Source organism: Paludibaculum fermentans (assembly GCF_051172195.1).
GTDB classification, from domain to species: domain Bacteria; phylum Acidobacteriota; class Terriglobia; order Bryobacterales; family Bryobacteraceae; genus Paludibaculum; species Paludibaculum fermentans_A.
This window is the reverse complement of record NZ_JBPJAQ010000002.1, coordinates 1,785,430-1,804,777: the sequence shown is the minus strand read 5'-3', so window position 1 is coordinate 1,804,777 and position 19,348 is coordinate 1,785,430. Positions and strand designations below refer to the sequence as shown.

Annotated in this window: 16 protein-coding genes; 5 read left to right on the top strand and 11 right to left on the bottom strand. The window is 61.9% G+C overall.

From position 1 onward, the window contains the following. Nucleotides 1-27 precede the first annotated feature (27 nt). The 3 genes from ACR9Y2_RS33775 to ACR9Y2_RS33765 all read right to left on the bottom strand — a co-directional run bounded on the left by ACR9Y2_RS33775 (nucleotide 28) and on the right by ACR9Y2_RS33765 (nucleotide 2,574). The gene (locus ACR9Y2_RS33775; RefSeq protein WP_435046290.1) at nucleotides 28-1,506 is read right to left on the bottom strand and encodes a PLP-dependent aminotransferase family protein; all 1,479 of its coding nucleotides are present in this window, start codon (nucleotides 1,504-1,506) and stop codon (nucleotides 28-30) included. Nucleotides 1,507-1,590: 84 nt separating this feature from the next. Then, the gene (locus ACR9Y2_RS33770; protein WP_435046289.1) at nucleotides 1,591-2,064 is read right to left on the bottom strand and encodes a deoxycytidylate deaminase; all 474 of its coding nucleotides are present in this window, start codon (nucleotides 2,062-2,064) and stop codon (nucleotides 1,591-1,593) included. Between the two features lie 39 nt (nucleotides 2,065-2,103). Continuing rightward, nucleotides 2,104-2,574: a hemerythrin domain-containing protein gene (locus ACR9Y2_RS33765; RefSeq protein WP_435046288.1), complete on the bottom strand. Its 471-nt coding sequence runs from the start codon at nucleotides 2,572-2,574 to the stop codon at nucleotides 2,104-2,106. A 185-nt stretch (nucleotides 2,575-2,759) separates the two neighbouring features. Between ACR9Y2_RS33765 and ACR9Y2_RS33760 the strand changes: the two genes are divergently transcribed. Genes ACR9Y2_RS33760 through ACR9Y2_RS33750 form a run of 3 tightly spaced genes read left to right on the top strand, consistent with a single transcriptional unit; the run spans nucleotide 2,760 to nucleotide 5,600 of the window. Next, nucleotides 2,760-3,443 (top strand): cyclase family protein, encoded by a 684-nt coding sequence (locus ACR9Y2_RS33760; RefSeq protein WP_435046287.1) that lies wholly within the window; start codon nucleotides 2,760-2,762, stop codon nucleotides 3,441-3,443. Continuing rightward, complete coding sequence (locus ACR9Y2_RS33755) at nucleotides 3,436-4,452, top strand: hypothetical protein (protein ID WP_435046286.1); 1,017 nt, start codon at nucleotides 3,436-3,438, stop codon at nucleotides 4,450-4,452. Before ACR9Y2_RS33760 ends, ACR9Y2_RS33755 begins: the two co-directional genes overlap by 8 nt. Then, the gene (locus ACR9Y2_RS33750; protein WP_435046285.1) at nucleotides 4,449-5,600 is read left to right on the top strand and encodes a mandelate racemase/muconate lactonizing enzyme family protein; all 1,152 of its coding nucleotides are present in this window, start codon (nucleotides 4,449-4,451) and stop codon (nucleotides 5,598-5,600) included. Before ACR9Y2_RS33755 ends, ACR9Y2_RS33750 begins: the two co-directional genes overlap by 4 nt. A gap of 30 nt (nucleotides 5,601-5,630) precedes the next feature. On the opposite strand, the gene ACR9Y2_RS33745 is transcribed toward ACR9Y2_RS33750, so the two are convergent. The 7 genes from ACR9Y2_RS33745 to ACR9Y2_RS33715 all read right to left on the bottom strand — a co-directional run bounded on the left by ACR9Y2_RS33745 (nucleotide 5,631) and on the right by ACR9Y2_RS33715 (nucleotide 12,611). After that, on the bottom strand, nucleotides 5,631-6,476 hold the full coding sequence (locus ACR9Y2_RS33745; RefSeq protein ID WP_435046284.1) for an amidohydrolase family protein: 846 nt from the start codon (nucleotides 6,474-6,476) through the stop codon (nucleotides 5,631-5,633). Then, complete coding sequence (locus ACR9Y2_RS33740) at nucleotides 6,476-7,183, bottom strand: RraA family protein (protein ID WP_435046283.1); 708 nt, start codon at nucleotides 7,181-7,183, stop codon at nucleotides 6,476-6,478. Before ACR9Y2_RS33740 ends, ACR9Y2_RS33745 begins: the two co-directional genes overlap by 1 nt. A 19-nt stretch (nucleotides 7,184-7,202) precedes the next feature. Next, nucleotides 7,203-7,634: a hypothetical protein gene (locus ACR9Y2_RS33735; protein WP_435046282.1), complete on the bottom strand. Its 432-nt coding sequence runs from the start codon at nucleotides 7,632-7,634 to the stop codon at nucleotides 7,203-7,205. Then, a complete protein-coding gene (locus ACR9Y2_RS33730; protein WP_435046281.1) occupies nucleotides 7,627-8,070 on the bottom strand; it encodes a hypothetical protein in 444 nt (147 codons plus the stop codon). Before ACR9Y2_RS33730 ends, ACR9Y2_RS33735 begins: the two co-directional genes overlap by 8 nt. A gap of 123 nt (nucleotides 8,071-8,193) precedes the next feature. After that, nucleotides 8,194-10,926 carry a hypothetical protein gene (locus ACR9Y2_RS33725; RefSeq protein ID WP_435046280.1) on the bottom strand — a complete coding sequence of 911 codons (2,733 nt, stop codon included), beginning with the start codon at nucleotides 10,924-10,926 and terminating at the stop codon, nucleotides 8,194-8,196. Between the two features lie 86 nt (nucleotides 10,927-11,012). Further along, nucleotides 11,013-11,759, bottom strand: coding sequence for an SDR family NAD(P)-dependent oxidoreductase (locus ACR9Y2_RS33720; RefSeq protein WP_435046279.1), 747 nt, complete (start codon nucleotides 11,757-11,759; stop codon nucleotides 11,013-11,015). A 63-nt stretch (nucleotides 11,760-11,822) separates the two neighbouring features. Next, a complete protein-coding gene (locus tag ACR9Y2_RS33715) occupies nucleotides 11,823-12,611 on the bottom strand; it encodes an IclR family transcriptional regulator (protein ID WP_435046278.1) in 789 nt (262 codons plus the stop codon). Between the two features lie 148 nt (nucleotides 12,612-12,759). On the opposite strand from ACR9Y2_RS33715, the gene ACR9Y2_RS33710 reads away from it, so the two are divergent. Beyond that, a complete protein-coding gene (locus ACR9Y2_RS33710) occupies nucleotides 12,760-15,969 on the top strand; it encodes a carboxypeptidase regulatory-like domain-containing protein (RefSeq protein WP_435046277.1) in 3,210 nt (1,069 codons plus the stop codon). A 167-nt stretch (nucleotides 15,970-16,136) separates the two neighbouring features. Then, nucleotides 16,137-17,459 (top strand): tetratricopeptide repeat protein, encoded by a 1,323-nt coding sequence (locus tag ACR9Y2_RS33705; RefSeq protein WP_435046276.1) that lies wholly within the window; start codon nucleotides 16,137-16,139, stop codon nucleotides 17,457-17,459. 18 nt (nucleotides 17,460-17,477) lie between these two features. On the opposite strand, the gene ACR9Y2_RS33700 is transcribed toward ACR9Y2_RS33705, so the two are convergent. After that, nucleotides 17,478-19,151, bottom strand: coding sequence for a tetratricopeptide repeat protein (locus ACR9Y2_RS33700; protein WP_435046275.1), 1,674 nt, complete (start codon nucleotides 19,149-19,151; stop codon nucleotides 17,478-17,480). Nucleotides 19,152-19,348: the final 197 nt, after the last annotated feature.

Below are 19,348 nucleotides of genomic sequence, written 5' to 3'. Positions count from 1 at the left end.
CCCACACCCATACGTACTGTATGGGGCTTATACGATTACCGGAGCCAAGCCCGCCGACTGCGCGGCGCGAGCAGCGGCCAGTTCTTCCTGACACACCCGGCCGAGAATCGCCAATCCGGACTCAATCTGCTCCGGCGGCAATCCGGCAAAACTCAAACGCAACGCACCGGGCTCCTGTCGCGAAACCGCGAAGTAGCGCCCGGGCAGAAAACTCACCCCCGCCCTCTGGGCTCTCGGCAACAGCTCGGAGGCATCCAACGGATCCGGCAGTCGAACCCACAGGTTCATACCGCCTTGCGGCCGCGTAAATCGCGAGCCCTGCGGCAGATACCGTTCGCAGGCCGATAAAACGGCGTGCAGCCGGGCGCGGCCGGCCTCCACCATCCGCTGCCGGTGGCTTTCCAGGCTTCCTGATTGGGCAAACCGAAGCAGCACCGCCTGGGACAACTGGTCGGAGTGCAGGTCTGTCCACTGCTTCAGCTCCGCCAACCGGCCAATGACCGGCCGCGGACCAGTCACCCATCCGACTCGGAGGCCCGGAAAGGCCAGCTTCGAGAAACTCTTCATCTGGATCGTCTCGCCCGAATCGTCCATCTGTTTGAGCGACGGCAGATCCGGTCCCTGATACCGCAATTCGGCGTAAATGTCGTTCTCTACCAACACCATCCGGTGCTCACGTACAATCCGCAGCAGCGCTTGCCGGGCAGCTAGCGGCATGGTTGCGCCGGTCGGGTTCTGGAAGCTGGGCGTCACGACGATCAACCGCGGCCGTTCCCGGGCGATCAGTCGAGGAAGCGCATCGACATCGAGGCCATCGGGACCTACCGGCACTCCCACAATCCTCACGCCCGCGTGCGCGAAGACATTCCGGAGCCCCGGGTAAATCGGATCCTCCACCAGGACACAGTCACCAGTCCGGGTGAACAGCCGCTGCAGCAGGTCCAGCGCCTGCTGGCAGCCATTCGTGATCAGCAGGTCTTCGTCCTGGCGCTTTTGGCCCTGCAGATAGGCACGTAGCGGAGCGTAGCCCAGCGGGGAACCAAGCTGCAGAATCTCCACGGCTTCCGGACCGTCGATCACTTCGCGGCAGGCTGTGCGGAATGCGGTGAGCGGGAAGAGCTCCGCCGCCGGCCGGGCCGAGGTGAAGCTGATCAGATGAGTGCCTGGAGCGGCCACCGGAACCGGCGGATCCGGGGCTCGGTTGGCCACGAACCGGTCTTCCCAGTCCATCGCACCGGATGCGGTTGCCAGATTGGGATCGTTCGGGCCAGCCACGAAACTGCCACGGCCGACATGACCGCGAATCAGGCCTTCGGCTTCCAGCAGTTCATAGGCCGCAGCCACGGTGGTCCGGTTCAGGCCAAGTAGGCCAGCCAATTCCCGAGTAGGCGGGATGCGCTCGCCCGGCGCGAGACTTCCATCCTGAATGGATGTCTTGATCCTGGCATGCAACTGCCGGTAGATGGGCTCATCCGAATTCGAGTCGAGCTGAGGAAGCGGGATCATCGCCGAAGTCGAAGAATACCAAATTGGACTGTCGGCGGCAAGCCAAGACGACCTCATTGGATGGCTTGGCTGAGCGGGAGGGCTTCATTCAGGCGGAGCCGGATCGAAGGGCACAGTTCGAATCGTGACTCCAGCTTCCTGGAAGAGGTCCATAGTGCGTTGAAAATGTTCGTTGTACTGCGCGCTGGAGTACTGCTGGAAGCGCGTCTCGTCGGTGACCACGGCGATGATGCCCGCCTGGACGATGGCCCGGGCGCAGTCCATGCACGGCATCAGGTCGGTATAAATGGTGCAGCCTTCCAGCGCGGTGCCGGCTCGCGCCGCGTTGTAGATGGCGTTGCGCTCGGCGTGCTCGATCCAGAGGTATTTCTCGGGCCGCTCCAACCGGGCTGGAACGTCGTCGCGTACATGCCGCGGGAGACTGTTGTATCCGGTGGACCGGATCTCGTGGGCCGGTCCCACGATCACGCATCCGACCTTGGTGGAGGGATCCTTGCTCCGCTTGGAGACGACGCGACAGATTTCCAGGTAGTAATGATCCCAGTCGGGAACAGGCATTCCATTAAGGTAATGCATGAACCCAGGCGGCTGCATCCGTCAGAGGGTGGAAAGTCCGCGGCGGCGGGCAAACTCAGTGCCTAGCTCTTCCAGCCGGCGCTTGCCCAGCGCCTTCCTGGCGACATCGAACAGCACCCGCTCTTCGACGGCGAAATGCTCCCGCGTCAACTCGATGACTTGGCCCAGGAGTTTCCGTACCGTTTGGGTGGTCTTTGCGGAGCGCAGCTCTTCCAACAAGCGCCGCTGCTCATTGTGCTCACCAAACATCGCGTCCAGGGTCTTCTTCACGCTGTCACGCTTCTCCGGAAGCGAATGAAACAGAAGAGCATCTTCCTCGATGGCATGGGCCATCAGCAAAGCCTCAACGGAGTGTCCGGCACCCTGCATCTCGCGCAGGCCCATCTCGGGGAGGCGTTGCTCCAGGTTGCGAAACAGAGCCAATATGGCCGCATGTTCACCCAGGAGCAACCCGATCAGATCGTGGTGTGGATTCTGGACCAAAGCAGACATAATGCTCTAATTGTCTTATTGTGGCAGAGCCCGCCGTAGAAACGAAGAAAAATGTTGAAAAATGTACATCATTACGTTCTCTAATGATGACGTTGTAGTACACGATCCAGCCCGTTCCAATACCGTGGAAACAGGGCGTACCCACGGTGACGCTCGATTGAGACTGTTCGCTAGAATGGCGCAAGATGCTCATCAAGCTGTCCTACAACCTGTCTGAGCACACACCCTTCTACAGCACCCTGCCGAAGCCGAAGCTGGACCAGGTATACGACCTGGGGAAAGGCCATGCGTGCAACTCGTTTTACTTCACCACCAGCAACCACGTTGGCACCCACGTGGACGCTCCGCGCCATTTCAATCCCAACGGCCGAGCCATCACGGACTATTCCCTGGACGAGTTTTTCTTTCGCTGCCCAGCAATCGTTGACGTCGCTTTGAGTGACGAGGAACTGATCCAGCCGCACCACCTGACGCCGGCGCTCGCCCAGATTCCCTCCGACTCCGAAATCGTACTTATTCGGACGGGATGGAGCCGACACCGCGGCGACGAACGGCGTTATATGGACCATGGCCCCGGTTTTGGGCCGGCGGCGGCCGAACTTCTGATGGAGCACTGCCCCGCCCTGCGCGCGATCGCGATGGACATTCCTTCGGTCTCGGCCCTCACCCACGACGCGGAGGGCGCCGAGGCACACCGGGTCTTTCTTGGGTGCACAGCGTATCCCCAGCGGCCCATCCTGTTGATCGAAGACGCTCATTTACCAGCAGATCTGCCGCCGCTTCAACGGGTCATCCTGATGCCGTGGTTGTTCGATGGACTGGATAGCTCGCCCTGCACATTGTTCGCGGAAACCGCCAATCATGACTGAATCACCGAGATTGCTGCACGACCTCTCCGCCGTAGACTTTGACACACCCGGTAAGCGCCACTATCAGTTGGGCTTCCATCTGGACTCTGCCTGGGGCTACTCCCTGGTGCCGCTCACCGTGGTGCGGGGCATGGCCGGAGACGCTCCGGGCGTGGCCGTGATTGGCGGGACGCACGGGAACGAATACGAAGGCCAGGTCGCCGTGAAGCGCCTGTGCGCGGATCTTGATCCAACCGCAATGTCCGGATTGGTGGTGTTGATTCCTCAGTTGAGTGAGAGCGCCTGCCGGGCCGGTACGCGGCTCTCGCCTCTCGACAATGTGAACATGAACCGGGCGTTTCCCGGCAATCCTCGGGGCACCATCTCGTACCGCATCGCCAACTTCCTGAAGACACAGGTCTTCCCGCGAGTACGGGTGGTGATCGATATCCACTCAGGCGGCCGCGAGGCCGTCTTCCCGCTTTGCACGTCGTTTCACCGGTTGCCGGACGCCGCCCAGTTCGCGGAAATGTCCAAGGCAGCCCGGCTTTTTGATACGCCGTTCCTATTTGTGTACTCGCGGCAAATGGGCTCGGGCCTGCTCACTGACGAAGCCGAGGACGACGGCAAGATTGCCATTGGCGGTGAGTTCGGCTCCGGCGAACTGGTCAGCCCGGAGGGCGTTCAGCACGCCTACGAGGGATCACTCAACGTGATGCGGCAGTATGGATTGCTGCCGGGTACAGTACGGCCGAGCACCCGGAAGCAGCGCCTGATCCAGGCTCCGAATCTTGATGACTATCGTCCATGTCCCCGGGACGGGGTTTGGGAGCCGCTTGCCCTGCCGGGTGAAGACGTGGCCGAGAACCAACTGCTCGGCCGGTTGCACGATTTTTCGGATCACACCGCACCGGCGATGGAGATCCGGGCGCACCGCGCAGGGGTGCTGATTGCGCGTTATGCCGCCGCGGTATGCCCCAAGGGCCTGACGCTGTTCGTGATCGGCGAAGAGACGGAGTTCCCCGCATGAAGATTACAAACGTCGAAGTGCTGGTGCTGAAATCGCCGGGGCTTTACCGGTCGCCCGAAGCCGATGAAGAGGCGATTGGGCCGACGTACATGGGGCTAGTGAAGATCACGACCGATGCAGGCATCGTCGGGTACTCGGACATGGAAACGTCGGCTCCGGTGGCCAAGGCGGCCGTCGAGGCTCCGCAGTGGAGCGAACCCGGCATGGAGTGTTTCGAGGGACTCGCCTCGCTGCTGGTGGGCGAGAATCCGTTGGAAGTGGAGCGGCTGTGGTACAAGATGTACCGCGGGTCGATCTACTACGGACGTCGCGGCGTGGCCATCCAGGCGATTTCCGCCATCGACATTGCCCTATGGGACATCTGTGGCAAGTTCTACGGCCAGCCGGTGTGCGTGCTGATGGGCGCCCGCTGGCACGAGAAGATCCGGGCCTATGCGAGCTCCCTGTTCCGGCCCACTCCGGATGCGATGCGGGCGGCGACGCAACGCTACCTGGACCAAGGCTTCACGGCCATCAAGTTTGGTTGGGGTGTCTTCGGGGAGGATCCACGCCGGGATTTGGAACTGGTGGCTGCTGCCCGCCAGGCGATGGGCGACCGGAATGACCTGTTGGTGGACACGGGCTGGTTTGTCGACCGGACACCGAAACAAGCGATCAACGTGGTGCGCTCACTGGAGCCGTACCGGCCCTTCTTTATCGAGGAGATCCTGAATCCCGAGGATTATGACGGCTACCGGACCGTGGCCGAAGCGGTCACCACTCCGATTGCCTGCGGCGAGCAGGAGGCGACGGAGTGGGGTTTCCGCGAACTGATTGAACGAGCCAAGGTGGATATCCTGCAGCCCGACCTGACGCGCTGTGGCGGGCTGACCGTGGCGCGCAAGATCGTCCACATGGCGGAGCGCGCGAATGTCCACGTGATTCCGCACTCGTGGTCTTCGGACCTGCTCACCGCGGCTTCCCTGCACCTGAATGCGTTCCAGCGGCGGGCGGTGCTGATCGAGTTCAACACGGCGAGTGGGCCGCTGAGCCGGGAACTCGGCAAGGATCCGATCCGACTAGAGGATGGTTACCTGAGAGTGCCCAGCGGCCCGGGCCTGGGTGTGGAAGTGAACGAAGAGGTGATTGCGAAGTATCGGATCGCGTAGCGCACCAGGGCGCGGTCCGCTACGCGCGGCTTAGCCGAGTCCGAGCAGATCGAGCGTATCCCGGTGAATCATGTCCTCAATCGCCTTCTCCGGGATCCTGGGCAGGTTGGTGTTCTCGGCCATGCGGTTCACTGTCCGCAGCGCGTCCATCGTGCCTTGCGGAGTGGTGAACGGATAGTCGGAGCCCAGCAGCAGGCGGTCGAGCACTCCATATTCCATGGCGGCCACCAGCGCGTTGTAGAACTGCCAGGGGCGGTAGAACAGCGCGGAGATGTCCGCGTACATGTTGCGGTTCTTGCGAATCAACACGAGCGTCTCGTTGATCCAGGGGTGGCCCATGTGCGCGATCACCGTGACCAGCTTCGGGAACTCCAGCGCGAGCGGCTGCAAGAGGATCGGGTTGGCGATCTCCAGCGACACGTTCTCACAGAACGTCGTGCCCTGATGGATCAGCATCGGGATGCGCAGCTCTTCCGCCCGCTTCAGAATGCGGCGGAAGCGAGAATCGGTGGGCGCTACGTTCTGATAGATGGGCCCCATTTTGAGGCCCTTCAGTCCCAACGTCTGAACACAGTGGTCGAGCTGTTCCACCGAATCCGGATCCTGCGGATCGATGGAGCAGAAGCCGATCAACTTCTCCGGATGCTTGCCGACATACTCGGCCACATACTCGTTTGGGACAAGGACGCCGACATGCCGTGCCCGGAAGCCGAGCACGATGGCGCGATCGACTGGCTCCATGGCCGCCCAGTGTCTGTCGAGGTCGACGTGAATGTCCTTGTAGCCGGCTCCGGCCGTTACCTTGGCGTCGTGGACAAATCGCTCGCCGATGTGGCAGGGACATTCCCAAACGTGCGTATGGACGTCAACGATCACTAAAGCACCCCGTATTTATCGTAGACCTGGCGCAGCAGCATACCGTTCATGAGTTCGGCGCGGCTGTGGTTCTCCCTGGAGACCTTGTCGGTGGCCATGCGCACGGCTTCGGTCACGACGGCTGCCGGCACGACGACGACGCCATCGAAGTCGGCCACCACCAGGTCGCCGGGTGTCACAAGAACGCCCTGGCATTCGACGGGGATGTTGTAGTCGACGACCAGGCCGCGGCCGCGTGAATCCACGGGCTTGATGCCGGTGGCGAAGACCGGGAAGCCGAGTGCCTGGATCTTCTTCACATCGCGCACGAGTCCATCGATGACGGCACCACGCGCGCCGCGGGTTAAGGCGGCCGTGGAGAGCAGTTCGCCCCACGGGGCATTCCGCTTGGAATCACCGGTGGCGACCACCGCGATCTCACCGGGCAGCAGGCTATCGACGGCCTCGATCTCGATGTCGTAGGGGTTCTCGGACATGTGATAGACATCCATGCACGAGATGGTCCGCGCCCAACCGGCGAACACGAGATCCGGCGACAACGGCCGGATGGTCTCCCTCATGGCCTGCTGGCGGAAGCCCAATTCATCCAGGGCATCGGCCAGCACCGCCGTGTAAAGGTTCTGTTCTACATGTTCGAAGAGCTCCACATCCGCCGTCTGCAATACCCTGCCTGGCGCTCGTCCGTTGCTTTGATGTTCAGTGGCCAACTTGCACCTTCCTTCGCCGTCAGGCAACGCTCAACATGACTAACGACGCGATTCCTAACACCACACCGCAAAATCCGTAGGGGCCGATGCGCTCCTTGAACAAAAGGAGACCGGCTGCCGCGACCAGAAAGAGCGAGCCGCCGGTGGTGAGCGGGAACGCAATGTGTCCCGGTACGCCGCGCGACAACGCCATGGCCGTGAAGCTCTGGCCGGCCAGGCTGCAGCCGCCCATGGCCGCGCCCAGCAGCACTTCCCGCAAATTCACTCCATCCCGGCTGACAAGCAGGGCCGCCATTGCGAAGATGAAACCGCCCAGGTACCAGAAGAGGAGGTACTGCTGTTGATAGGCGGCGAGTCCGCGCTCTGTCAGTATTTTGAGCCCGAAGGGACCGAGTCCGTTCGCCACGAAGGCGACGAGCATCAGCCGCAACCAGACGTTGGTCTTACTCATGCCGGCGCTCCGCATCGCGCTTGTCCTTCCACAACAGGGCCATGGAGACGGGAATCAGGCTGAGGGCAATGGCGCGCTTCAGGCCGACTGGCTCGTGATAGATGAGGATCGAGGCCAGGGTGGGCAGTCCCGAGGAGAGATTGATGGCCAGCCAACTGGTGGCGATGTCGCCGTAGCGGATACCCGCCTGGAAAGAAAGGATCGCAATGGATGCGCTGACCCCGAAGGGGAGCGCCAGCGACCAGACCCCCGTGGGCCCGTGCCACTCAGCGCCACGCACGGTGATGGTGATGATGACGAACACCAGCGACCAACCGTACATAAGGGCGTTCACAGGGCTGGGCCGGCACTTCAGAGTGTCAGCCAGCTTGTGAAAAATGCCAAGCGCACTAAATGCCAGCAGCCCCAGCAACGTGTATAAGTAGCCTTCGCTCATATTTCCCTGGACACCCCTGGCCCTTTGACCCGTGGGGCGCTAAGCACCATTACAACCCACAAATCGACGTTTCCCGGACAAAGTGCAGCCACTCCGGAATCACATTCCCATTAGCTGGAAACATCAGTAGCGCACCACGATCGCATGACTTTTCTCCTGGGGAGCCGGTAGGCGCACCCATTCTTTGGCGGCATCGAAATCGGTCCACTCACGGCCATTCACCGTGACTGCGGTCATCCGGCTGCCGGCAGGATGACGGAAGCGAACGAGCAGCGCGGATGGCCGCGCGCCTACGCCCAATTCGACAGTGGCCTTTAGTTGGCGGCCGCCCTTGTTCTCAATGGTCATGGAAACCGGGCCGAACCGGCTGGGCGCGCGCTTCACGGAGATCGTCTTGCCTTCGCCCAGCCAAGCTCGCGGCGTGAAGCCTGCCAGCAGCAGCGAGTCATCATCGCGCTCCAGGATGAGCATGTTGCGGTAGAGCTCGAACCAGGCTCCGTCGGTGGAGGGCGGGCCGAAGTACTGGCCATGCGTCGAGCGGTGCTCCACCGGCTCCAGGGCCGAGTGGCTGAACGCGCTGGCCATGTAGCTATAGAAGGTGCGGATGACGGCCTTCGGATCGTCGCGCCAGAGATAAGCCGTGGCGGTTTGATTGTAGACGGGTTCGTTTGCGATGCCCCAGCCGCGAATGAACAGGTTGTCCTCGTGGTCATTCAGCAGCCAGTCCGCGAGATCGCTGGTGGGGGCAACGGCCTTCAGGCGCAGCATGTGCGCGGCTCCGGTATCGACATCGGTGGGATACCAATCGTCCAGGATGCGCCGGAATGTATTGGCTTCGCAGGGCACGTAGGGGATCCAAGTATGATCGCGCAATTGTACGAGGGGCGAGTTCGCGCTGGCTGTCCGGAAACCGTGATCCACGGCTGAGGCCAATTGCTTAGCGGCCGCGCGGGCGGCGGCTCCCTGCGGATGGCCGAGCTGTTCCAAGGCTTTGCCGAAGAGATCGAGGCCGGCATACATGTAGGCCTGGTTGAAGGCCCATAGCCCTTCGCCGGTGAGATCATTCAGAGGACCAGAGACGAGCCCCTTCGCCGGCCCTTCGCGATGCTGGGCCGCGGCGACTTGCGCCATGCACCATTCCAAGGCTTTCAACGACTCGGGCATCACGCGCTGAAGAGCGGCCTTGTCGCCAGACAGGAAGTAGTTCTGCGCGGTGGCATAGAGCATGCCTGGCGTGTAGACGAGCCAGTTCGCGTAACCGCTGACATGGCCATTGAGCTCCTGGTTATTGCGGTACTGCGCCTTGAGTTCCTCGGCCGCAACGTCGCCGTAGCCGCGCAGGCCGAAGAGCATGTAGTCGATGTAGACGGCCTGATTGACGGGCCACGGGGTTCCGGTTTGGTCGTAGGCGAAGTTGGAATAGGGCAAGTCGATGCGGGTGTCGTCACCGGTTCCATGGCGCCGCGGCAGGCGTAGTGCGTGCCAGAGGCTCGCCCGGAAGAGATCGTTGACCACTTTTTCGGGGACCTGGAATTGAGCTCCTTTGTCGAGCCAGGAGTTCCAGAAGTTCACGGTGGCCGTTCGGGCCTGGTCGTAGTCGAGCTTGGCGAGAAGTTCTGCGCCGGCTGCGTCCACCATGGGGGAAGGCAGCTTCACGATCAACTCGCCGGCACCTTGGGCAGGGATTTCCAGCGGAATGGAAAGATTCACGCGCCTCATCTTCTGGTCGTCGTAGTCCTGCACTCCGGACCAGACTGCGCGGCCATTGCCGCCATCGATCTCCAGTAAGGTCTGGCCGAAGCTGCGGTTGTGGACGACGGTCTTCGCGCCGGACTGTTCCACCTCGAAGAGGGCGCTCAGCCCGCCCGGCATCGCCCTCCGGTGGCTGAGATTGATGGGGATGCGGCGGGCCTTGCCGTCGAGTGTCGTGACACGCAGGCGTTGCATGAGCACCATGCGCATGTCGCCGCGGCGTTGCGATGGCGGTCCTTCGAGCGGGTAAGCGAACTGCTCGATTTCGTAGTGGATGCCTTCTCGTTCGAAGACGGTAGTGACCAGCGGCAGGCCGTCGAAGAGTCCCTGTTTCTTCCAGCTCCTGGCGATGCCCTTGGTGATGTCTCCGACTTCGAACCAGAAGCGGAATCGGTCGGGATTGCCGAAGTCGTTCCTGACGCCGGCGCCCCGGTCGATGCCGAACTTATGAATGGAACTGTCCCAGGCGAGGCCGATGATGTGGCCCGCACCGGTCTGCTGCGGGTTCACATATGCAGGGCTGCCCATGTCCTCCCAGCGGCCGGTGTACTCTTCGTAGCTCGCTTCCGGCGCGGCCTGGATTTGCTCCAGGATTCGCTGGCCTTTCCACGGCGCGAGAGATTTCAAATGCTCCGCGAAGGGGACAAACGGATCTCCGGCAGTGATGTAGAGGTCGAGGGAGGGCACCCAGATCGCGCGTTCCCTTTTCAATTGCTCGATCGTGACGGCGAAGCCGCCGGTGCCGTCGCCGCGTGTTTTCACATAGAGCCTGGGGGCATGCGGATCCATCGCGGCGTCATCACCCAGGCGACGGGCGGTGTCGGCATCGGCGGCGGCCAGCAGATCGGCCCAGATTACCTGGAGCTTCTGTAGTTTCGGCTCTGTGCGCGCCGGGCTCTCGAGGATGAAGCGCAGACCATCAACGGCGCCGTCGGCGGCTCCGGTTTTGGCCAGGCTCCCGATGGTCATGCCGCCATCCGCTGTGACTTGCAGTGGCATCGCCGCCGCCGCTTTGGAACCGTGGCCCCAGGTGACGCGGACGGGCAACTGCTCAGCCCAGCAGGCGGCCAGCGTGATCGACAGAAGGAAGACGCATCGATTCATCAACTGCGATTATACGGACCACCGCACGCGGCGCCATGCCCCTTCGCGGGCAATCCGCCCCATCAGTCCAGCTAATCGGAAACCGACTAGCGGGCCGTCCAACCGCCATCCACGGGCAGCGTGGCGCCGGTGACATAGGACGACTCGTCGGAGGCGAGGAAGAGCGCGGCCTGGGCCACTTCGCGCGGCTGTCCGACGCGGCCCAGCAGTGTCTGGGCGCATTGCCAGTCATAGGAGGGTTCACCCGGCTTGGGCGAGATGCGGGTCTGGATGGGACCCGGGCAAAGGGAGTTGACCCTGATGTTGTCCTTGCCATAGTCGTAGGCTGCGCTGAGGGTGAAGCCCAACAGGGCGGCCTTTGCCGCCGTGTAGGCAACCGAGGTGGGGCAGCCAACCATGGCCTGGATGGAGACGACGTTGACTATCGACCCGGCTCGCTGATTGATCATGTAAGGCAGGACCGCCCGGGTGCAGTTGTTCGTCCCGAGAAGCTGCACTTTGAGGCACTTGTCCCACTCGTCGTCGCTGGCTTCCAGGACTGCGTGGAATTCGCCCAGGTAGGCGGCATTGTTGCAGAGCACGTCGATGCGGCCGGTCCAGCGGGCCGCGATGTCAATGGCTTCGGAGACGGCTGTCTTCGAGCTGACATCGGTCTGCCAGAACTCCGCTCGGCCGCCGGCGGTGCGCATGGACTCCGCCAGTGCCGCACCGGCCTCGGCGTCGAGGTCGGCGATGAGGACAGCAGCGCCCTGTTCGGCGAAGACTTCGGCAATCGCACGGCCAATTCCGTGGGCTCCGCCCGTTACAATCGCAACTTTATCCTTCAGACGCATATCGCCATTCTCCCGCGCGTCGCTGCCGACGCAAACCCGGATTCCAGGGTATTGGAAATTAGTTCAGCTCTCGCGGGCCGATGGCGCCCAACCGAGCCGTCGGGACATTTCGAAAGCCGCCTCCTGGACCAAGGCGCCCATCCGCGCGACGTCTTCGGTCCGGATCTGCTCCACCGTGCCGGAGACGCTGACGGCGGCTTCCACCTCTCCGGAGACACCCAGCACGGGCGCTCCAATGCAACGAATACCGATCTCTTCTTCCTCGTCATCGACGGAGTAACCGGCCTGGCGAGTGCGCATCAATTCCTGCTTGAGGCGGGTCAGGGTCGAGATGGTATTCTCGTTGTGACGCAGCATGCGGCGCTCCTTGACGAGCCGGTTGATCTCTTCCTCACGCCGCCACGCGATCAACGCTTTACCGAGGCTTGTGCAGTGATAGTCGATGCGTTTCCCGATCCATGTCGCCACCGGCATGATCCCGGAAGGTTCGACTTTGGCAACCAGCAAAGCCTCGTTGTTTTCCAGAATCGCGATGTGGGCGGTAAGCCCTGTGCGTTGCGTCAACTCGCACAGCAACGGGCCGGCCTTCTGCCTCAGCGTGATGCCGTATGAGGCTACGGTAGCGATCCGCACCAGGTTCAAGCCGGCCACGTATCGGCCCGAGGACTCCAGTTTCTGCAGGTAGCCGAGGCGCTCGAACGTCACAAGAATGCTATGGATCGAACTCTTTGGAAACGCCAGTTGCGATGCCAGTTGCGAGAAGGTAAAGCCGTTCTTGGACTTGGCCACCAACTCGAGAATCGTCAGGCCGCGCTCCAGTGCAGGAACGGTGGGTGTCTTGTCAGCAGGCATCGAATTCTCCTCAAGAAATCCAACCTGCTGGATTCTAGCAGCAAACGAACGCTCCGGAAACCAACTTTCCAATATGCAGGAAAGTGGGGCCCAACTTCAATTGACTCAACCCGCTTCCACCCCGAAGATTGACCCAAAGGAGCCACCAATGCGAATCGTGAGTCTCGCATGTATTTTTTTGTTTCTCACCGGATTCCTGCTGCCGGCCCAGATCGGTACCGAAGGCGCGTTCTTCGGGACGGTCACCGACAGCTCCGGTAGTGCCGTACCTGGGGCGGAAGTCGCAGCGCAGCATCTCGGAACCGGTCTTATCAAGCGCGCAACAACCGACGCGGATGGCAGCTTCAGCATCCTGTCGCTGCCTATCGGCCAGTACACGATCACAGTGAAGGCCAAGGGCTTCAAGACCTGGGAAGTTGTCAAAGCAGAATTAACGGTAGGCGACCGCAGCCGTGTTTCCCCCGTGCTGACGGTTGGCGAGATTACGGAGTCGGTCTCGGTGACGGGCAATGCCGAGTTGCTCCAGACGGAGAAGACCAGCGCGGAGACGGTGGTCCAGATGAGGCAGATCAGGGAGTTGCCGCTGGACACCCGAAACCCGCTGGCGCTTGTTTCGCTCGTCCCTGGCATGCGCTGGGCGAGCACTCAATCCGGCGGCGAACGCGCCACCTATGTGCAAGGCCAGGGACTGCGGAGCAATAAAGCCGCATTCCAACTGGATGGACTGGTCTCCAACGCGCCCATGGATGAGGGCGGCACCGGCATGCCGAACGTCGACACAGTAGCGGAGTTCACCGTGGAGACGCTGAACTTCAGCGCCGAGAATGGCAGGGACCCGATACAGGTAAAGGTGGCCACGAAGTCGGGCACCAACGAATTGCACGGGGCTGCCTGGGAGTTCCTGCAGAACGATGCGTTCAACGCTCGCAACACTTTCGCCACTAAGCCGCCGCGGGTACGCCGCAACCAGTTCGGAGCGGCGGTGGGCGGGCCTGTGATCAAGAACCGCACCTTCTTCTTCGGCAGCTTTGAAGGCACTGTGATTCACAATGAGCAGATCTGGAATACGCAGGCCGTAACGGCGGCCATGAAGACAGGTGACTTTTCGGGCACTGGCCGGACCATCCTGGATCCACTCACGAAGTCTCCTTTCCCGAACAACGTGATTCCCGCCAACCGGATCTCCGGCGCGTCGAAATACTTCCTGCCGAAGCTGCTGGAAGCCAACTCGCCAGGTGGCCTGTTCAAAGCCAACACGGGCACGGTGAACAACACGTGGGAGGGTACGGGCCGCGTCGATCACCAGATCAACGATGCGCAACGAATCTACGCCCGCTATGTCACCATTCGCCAGCCCAGCACACAACTCGGATACAAGCCGAGTGCGGTGACGGACGACACGGTGAGCCAGCACAACATCGGGGTCAACTACACCTGGACGATGTCCAGCAACACGGTGCTCACGCTGCTGGGCGGCATGCTGCGCACCCGGGAAAACTACACGAACGCGGAGCTGGGGGTGAACAACGACGCTCTCTCCGCGGGTATCCAGGGCTTCCCGACGGCGGGTCGTGAGAAATGGATCGGGCCGCCCAACCTGAACATCGGCAGCGGGTATCAGGGCATCTATTACTCGGGCTGGGGCGCTCCCGGTTCGTTGTGGGGCAGCGTCTACAACGGCAAGGCCGACCTGCGGCATTTCCGCGGCGCGCACACGATGTCCGCCGGCTTCGAATATGGTGATTCGCACACTTATGGCGACCATGGCAGCTGCTGTGTGCGCGGCACCTACAATTTCGGCAACCTGTATACGAACGACGGTTTCGCCGACTACCTGCTGGGTCTCACCTCCTCCAGTTCTCGCAATGCCCCGCTGGCGGAATTCGGCACCAACCGCGCACCCTACACGGGCTTCTACTTCAACGACAGCTGGCGTCTGCGGCAGAACTTCACGATCGAGTTGGGCCTGCGGTATGAGCGCTGGTATGCCCGCAAGAACATGCGCCAGGCCACCAGTACCTGGGATCCGAAGCTGCAGAAGGTGGTCGCCGCGGTCCAGGGCGACGGTAACATCAATATCAACGCGTTCCTGAATACGCCGAACGTGGCAGCGGCCACAGCTGGACTGTGGACCACGTCGCGGCAGGCCGGGTACGGTGACAACCTGCTGGAAGGCAACGGCAACTGGGCTCCGCGCATCGGGGCCGTCTATCGGCCGTTCTCTCAAAGGCAGATCGTCCTGCGCGCCGCCTACGGACTGTTCTACAACAGTTTCACGGGCAACCGGTCGGCCTCCTCGGCCGCCAATCTCCCGTTCTGGGGTGTGGAATCCCTCGGGTTTGGCCTCTCACAGCTTCAGCCCTGGGAGACGGTGTGGAGTTCCGATCCTAACGCCTTTGGTATCTTCGGTATCGGCGAAGCCGTCGACCCCCGGCTGAAGGCGGCCCGCACGCACGAATGGAATATGACCGTCCAGACGGCTCTGCCGTGGAAGTCCGCGTTGACGCTGAGTTATGTCGGGACCAAGGTGGACCGTGAGGTCATCTTCATCCCATATAACGCGCCCACCGTAGGCCCGCACACCAACCTGCAGGCCGATCGTCCGAATCCGCTGATCAGCAGTGTCCAGCGGATGGAGAACTACGGACGGAACTGGTATAACGCCCTGCAGGCGAAGGCGGAGCGTCGGTTCGCCAACGGTGTGTCTTTCACATTCTCCTACTCCTTCTCCCGGTCGATGGGCGAAGCCTCGAATGGAACGGATGAAGGCACTTCGATCCTGGCCTTCTCCCCGGCCTGGTACAACCGCGGCCGCACCTCGTTCGACTTCCGCCACGTCGAATTCGCCACCCTGGTGTGGGAACTGCCCTTTGGCAACGGGCGGCACTACCTGTCTTCGGTCAACCGGCTCGCCGATGCCGCACTGGGCGGATGGGACTTCTCGTTCACGCAGCAAGGCCGGTCGGGTGCGCCGTTCTCTATCGGGGGCGGCTACTCGAACCTGGGGAACGGGGATGGCTCGCGCGCCAACCTGGTGGGTGATCCGCACATCTCGAACCCGACGCCCGACCGCTGGTTCAACACCGCCGCCTTCGCGAGCCCGGCCCTGTACACCTGGGGCAGCGCTCCCCTGGGCATCCTGGAAGGGCCAGGGGCCATCCAGTTCAACACTTCCCTCTCCAAGCGATTCCGTGTCGCTGAGAAGAAGGATCTGCAGTTTCGCTGGGAGGCATTCAACGCCCTCAATCGTGTGAACTACAACACGCCGAACACCAATGTGGCCAGTACACAACTGGGCCGCATCACCGGTGCCGGCAGCGCCCGCTACATGCAACTTGCGTTGAAGTTCCTGTTCTAGCCTGTGACCCCTTTGCAGGAACGAGAGTGCGGCACGCCCGTGGTGCCGCACTCTCTTTTTGTGTCCTGGAGACCATGTTTTTACCGTAAAATCCCTACCGTAAGCTAACCCTCGCATTACTCCGAAGCGACCCCTCTCCTGCCTCAAGATGCACGTAAGGAGAGGCTATGAGTTCCATCTGGGTTTCACATTCCGCCACGTCGCAGCCGCTGCCCACCCACCTGCAGCGGCTGGCCCGCGGCCTCACCATTTCGTTGGTTTTGCTGGCTGGCCTTAAAGCTTCGGGTCCCGCGCTGGACGACGAATTCACCCTAGCCGCCCTGGCGCACAATCAAGGCCGCCACGCCGATGCGGAGACAATCTACCGCAAAGTGCTGGCCCGCATGGAACATAGCGGCCACGAGGAACCCCGCCTGGCACTCGTCCTCAACAATCTCGGCGCTGAGTGCCACCTGCAGTCCAAAACCGCCGAAGCAGAAACCTTCTACCGGCGAGCCGCCAAGGAATGGCCGAAGAGTTCGATCAAGCCCAGCGGCCTGGGTACCACACTGGTCAATCTGGCGGGCATCCTGCGCCGTCAGGGACATCTGGAAGAAGCGGCCGCACTTTACCGGGACGCGCTGAAGGCGATTCTGCCGGTCCAGGGCGCCGATAGCCTGGAATACGCCGGTGCATTAGCGAATCTGGCTGACCTGCTGCGGGATACGAACAAGCTGGATGAGGCACGCCAGTTCGCTGAGCAGTCCGTCAGAGTTGCCGATCACTGGCTGGGGACGGCCGACCCGCATCTTGGGCACAAATTACGGGTCCTCGCCAGCATCTACCTGGCCTTGGGACGGCTGGAAGAGGCTCAGGCTTTGTGTGAAAGGATCCTCACCGCCTCCACGGGCAGCAGCAACTCGGCGCGCGCCGATGTGGCCGCTACATGGAACGAACTGGGCGAGATTGCGGCGAAATCGGGCCGCTACGAAGAGGCCGATCGTTGCTTCCGCAAGTCGGTGGAGCTGTGGCAACAGCACCCTGCCCCGACACCGCATATGAAGGCTATCGCCATTAACAATCTGGCACAGACTTACAGGCGGCAGAAACGTCTGGACGAGGCGGGTCCGCTGTTTGTCGAGGCCCAACTCCTGCTGGAAGCATCCGGGGCTGACCACCAGAGGGAGTTGGCGAGCATTCTGGGCAACCTGGCTGGATTCCAAGCCGAAGTTGGACGCTATCCCCTGGCCGTGGCCACCTTCCGTAAGGCGATCGATCTCTCAGTCCAAACCAGGGGCGAGGAGAGCGCTGACGTGGCGCTGCTGCGGCTGGAATTCGCCGCACTGCGCCGGGCACAGGGTCACTATGTGGAATCAGTGGATTTGTATCAGCAGGCGATGCCCGTGCTGGCCCGCACGTTCGGGTCGGACGACGAGCGGGTTCAGCAGTCCGCGGCGGATTACAAACGCTGCCTCAAAGAGGCGCAGGCGCATGTCGTGATGTTGAAATAGTTGGGGGAGTGCTGGGCCTTAGCCACGCAGGCCCAGCTTCCTGACCATCGCCTCGTATCGCGGCTCACCATGCAGCAGATCATAGCCGGGATGTACGCCCAGCGAACTCACCGGCAATTCCCTCCGTTCGCACGCGCCTTCCAGCCAATCGAGTGCGGCGCTCTTCTCACCCAGCCCCAGGTGGCCCAGCGCCCGTGCGGTAGAGGGTACGTAGCGATGGTGAGCCATCTCATCCAGTTCACGCAGCAGGGCCCGCGCCCGTTCCGGGTGGCCCGCCAAGCCATAAGTCTGCGCCATCGCGCCCAACAGACTCGGCAGATTGGCCGGCATCGACCGTCCCTCCTCAAAAAGCGCCAGCGCCTCGTCGTAGCGGCCCATGTGCGCCAATACCCGCCCCATGCCTGTAACGAACTTGTAATGCCGGCCGTGGATTTCGAGCCCGCGCTTGAACTCCAGCAGCGCTTCGTCGTAGCGACGTGCCAGCAGGTAGGCCAACGCCATCGAGTCCTGAATCGCAATCGACAACGGATCGAGCTGCACCGCCAGCTTCATTCTTTCAATTGCTTCGTCCGACCGGCCGAGCAGCACAAGATAATCGCAGGCGTACCAGTGCTGGGCCGTTGCATAGCCGGGATGCAACTCAAGCGCCCGGCGGTAACGAACGCCTGCTTCCCTCCAACGCCATTCATACAGTGATTCGATGAGCCCCAGGGAAGTGTGTGCCTCGGCGAGATCGGGATCGAGTTCCAGGGCCCGCAATGCCGCGGTTTTCGCCATCGGCATGGTGTCCCTGGTAGACGCAAAGCCCAGCTCCGCCATCACACTGTAGCTATCCGCTAAACCAGCATAGGCCGGGGCGAAACCGGCATCGATGGTGACGGCCTGTGAGAACAACTGGATAGCAGACTGGAATCCTTCACGGGTCCGCTTGTTCCATTGGTAACGGCCCTGCAGGTAGCGGTCGTAAGCATCGACGTTCCAACGCCGCCTGCTGCTCTCCGCGGGAGCCGGGCTGCCCAGCAATTGAACGCGGAGACTCTCGGCGATCTCGCGAGCGATGTCTTCCTGTATGTCGAATAAGTCAGCCATCCAACGGTCGTAGGTTTCAGCCCAAAGGTATTGTCCGGACTCCGTCAGCACCAGCCGTACCGTGATCCGGATGCGCTCTCCGGATCGCCGCACGCTGCCCTGCAGAACCGAGCCCACCATCAGACGGCGCCCCACGGCTGAATAGTCGTCGCGACCCTCTTTCAATTGAGCGGCAGTCGTCCAGGCCACGACGCGCAGGCCCCGCACCTTGGTCAGGGCATGGATCAGCTCTTCGGTCAGGCCATCGCTGAAATACTCCCCGTCCGGCTCGGGACTCAAGTTCGAAAACGGGAGAACGGCGATACTGGTGGCTGGATTCTCTTCCACTACTGCCTCGGGCCGGCTCTCGCCGCGCATGCGGAATGCGGCGGCATAACAGCCGGTGGGCATCTCGATGATCAGGTCGTCTTCCTGACCTTCGCCATCGTAATAAGCCTTGAGTTTTGAGCGAAGCCGGCGTGCTTCCACGCGCACAATCGGATCAGTTCGCGGATCGAACGCGCTGGTTCGGTCAAAGACCTCCACGCCCAGCAGATATTCTTTGAGCTCTGAACCCTGACCGGCCAGTGATCGATGGACCACGAAGCGCAGCAAACGGCTCATTCGCTCGGAAGTGCGAAAGGTCTTACTGGATGCTATTTTCTCCGCCTGGATGCGCACTGCCTGGGGATTGGCGGAGATCAGGAACCCTTGGAACTGTCCACTTGGATCAGTACCCTCTCTACCCTCTGGCGCCATAGTCCATTATCTAACCACCGCACCCCTATCGGCAACGCCGGAACGAGTTCGTTACATACCGG

Excerpts from the sequence above, each read along its gene's own strand:
- ACR9Y2_RS33775 (WP_435046290.1), bottom strand. The coding sequence starts at position 1,506 with ATGATCCCGCTTCCTCAGCTCGACTCGAATTCGGATGAGCCCATCTAC.
- ACR9Y2_RS33770 (WP_435046289.1), bottom strand. The coding sequence starts at position 2,064 with ATGCCTGTTCCCGACTGGGATCATTACTACCTGGAAATCTGTCGCGTC.
- ACR9Y2_RS33765 (WP_435046288.1), bottom strand. The coding sequence starts at position 2,574 with ATGTCTGCTTTGGTCCAGAATCCACACCACGATCTGATCGGGTTGCTC.
- ACR9Y2_RS33760 (WP_435046287.1), top strand. The coding sequence starts at position 2,760 with ATGCTCATCAAGCTGTCCTACAACCTGTCTGAGCACACACCCTTCTAC.
- ACR9Y2_RS33755 (WP_435046286.1), top strand. The coding sequence starts at position 3,436 with ATGACTGAATCACCGAGATTGCTGCACGACCTCTCCGCCGTAGACTTT.
- ACR9Y2_RS33750 (WP_435046285.1), top strand. The coding sequence starts at position 4,449 with ATGAAGATTACAAACGTCGAAGTGCTGGTGCTGAAATCGCCGGGGCTT.
- ACR9Y2_RS33735 (WP_435046282.1), bottom strand. The coding sequence starts at position 7,634 with ATGAGTAAGACCAACGTCTGGTTGCGGCTGATGCTCGTCGCCTTCGTG.
- ACR9Y2_RS33730 (WP_435046281.1), bottom strand. The coding sequence starts at position 8,070 with ATGAGCGAAGGCTACTTATACACGTTGCTGGGGCTGCTGGCATTTAGT.
- ACR9Y2_RS33725 (WP_435046280.1), bottom strand. The coding sequence starts at position 10,926 with ATGAATCGATGCGTCTTCCTTCTGTCGATCACGCTGGCCGCCTGCTGG.
- ACR9Y2_RS33720 (WP_435046279.1), bottom strand. The coding sequence starts at position 11,759 with ATGCGTCTGAAGGATAAAGTTGCGATTGTAACGGGCGGAGCCCACGGA.
- ACR9Y2_RS33715 (WP_435046278.1), bottom strand. The coding sequence starts at position 12,611 with ATGCCTGCTGACAAGACACCCACCGTTCCTGCACTGGAGCGCGGCCTG.
- ACR9Y2_RS33710 (WP_435046277.1), top strand. The coding sequence starts at position 12,760 with ATGCGAATCGTGAGTCTCGCATGTATTTTTTTGTTTCTCACCGGATTC.
- ACR9Y2_RS33705 (WP_435046276.1), top strand. The coding sequence starts at position 16,137 with ATGAGTTCCATCTGGGTTTCACATTCCGCCACGTCGCAGCCGCTGCCC.
- ACR9Y2_RS33700 (WP_435046275.1), bottom strand. The coding sequence starts at position 19,151 with ATGAGCCGTTTGCTGCGCTTCGTGGTCCATCGATCACTGGCCGGTCAG.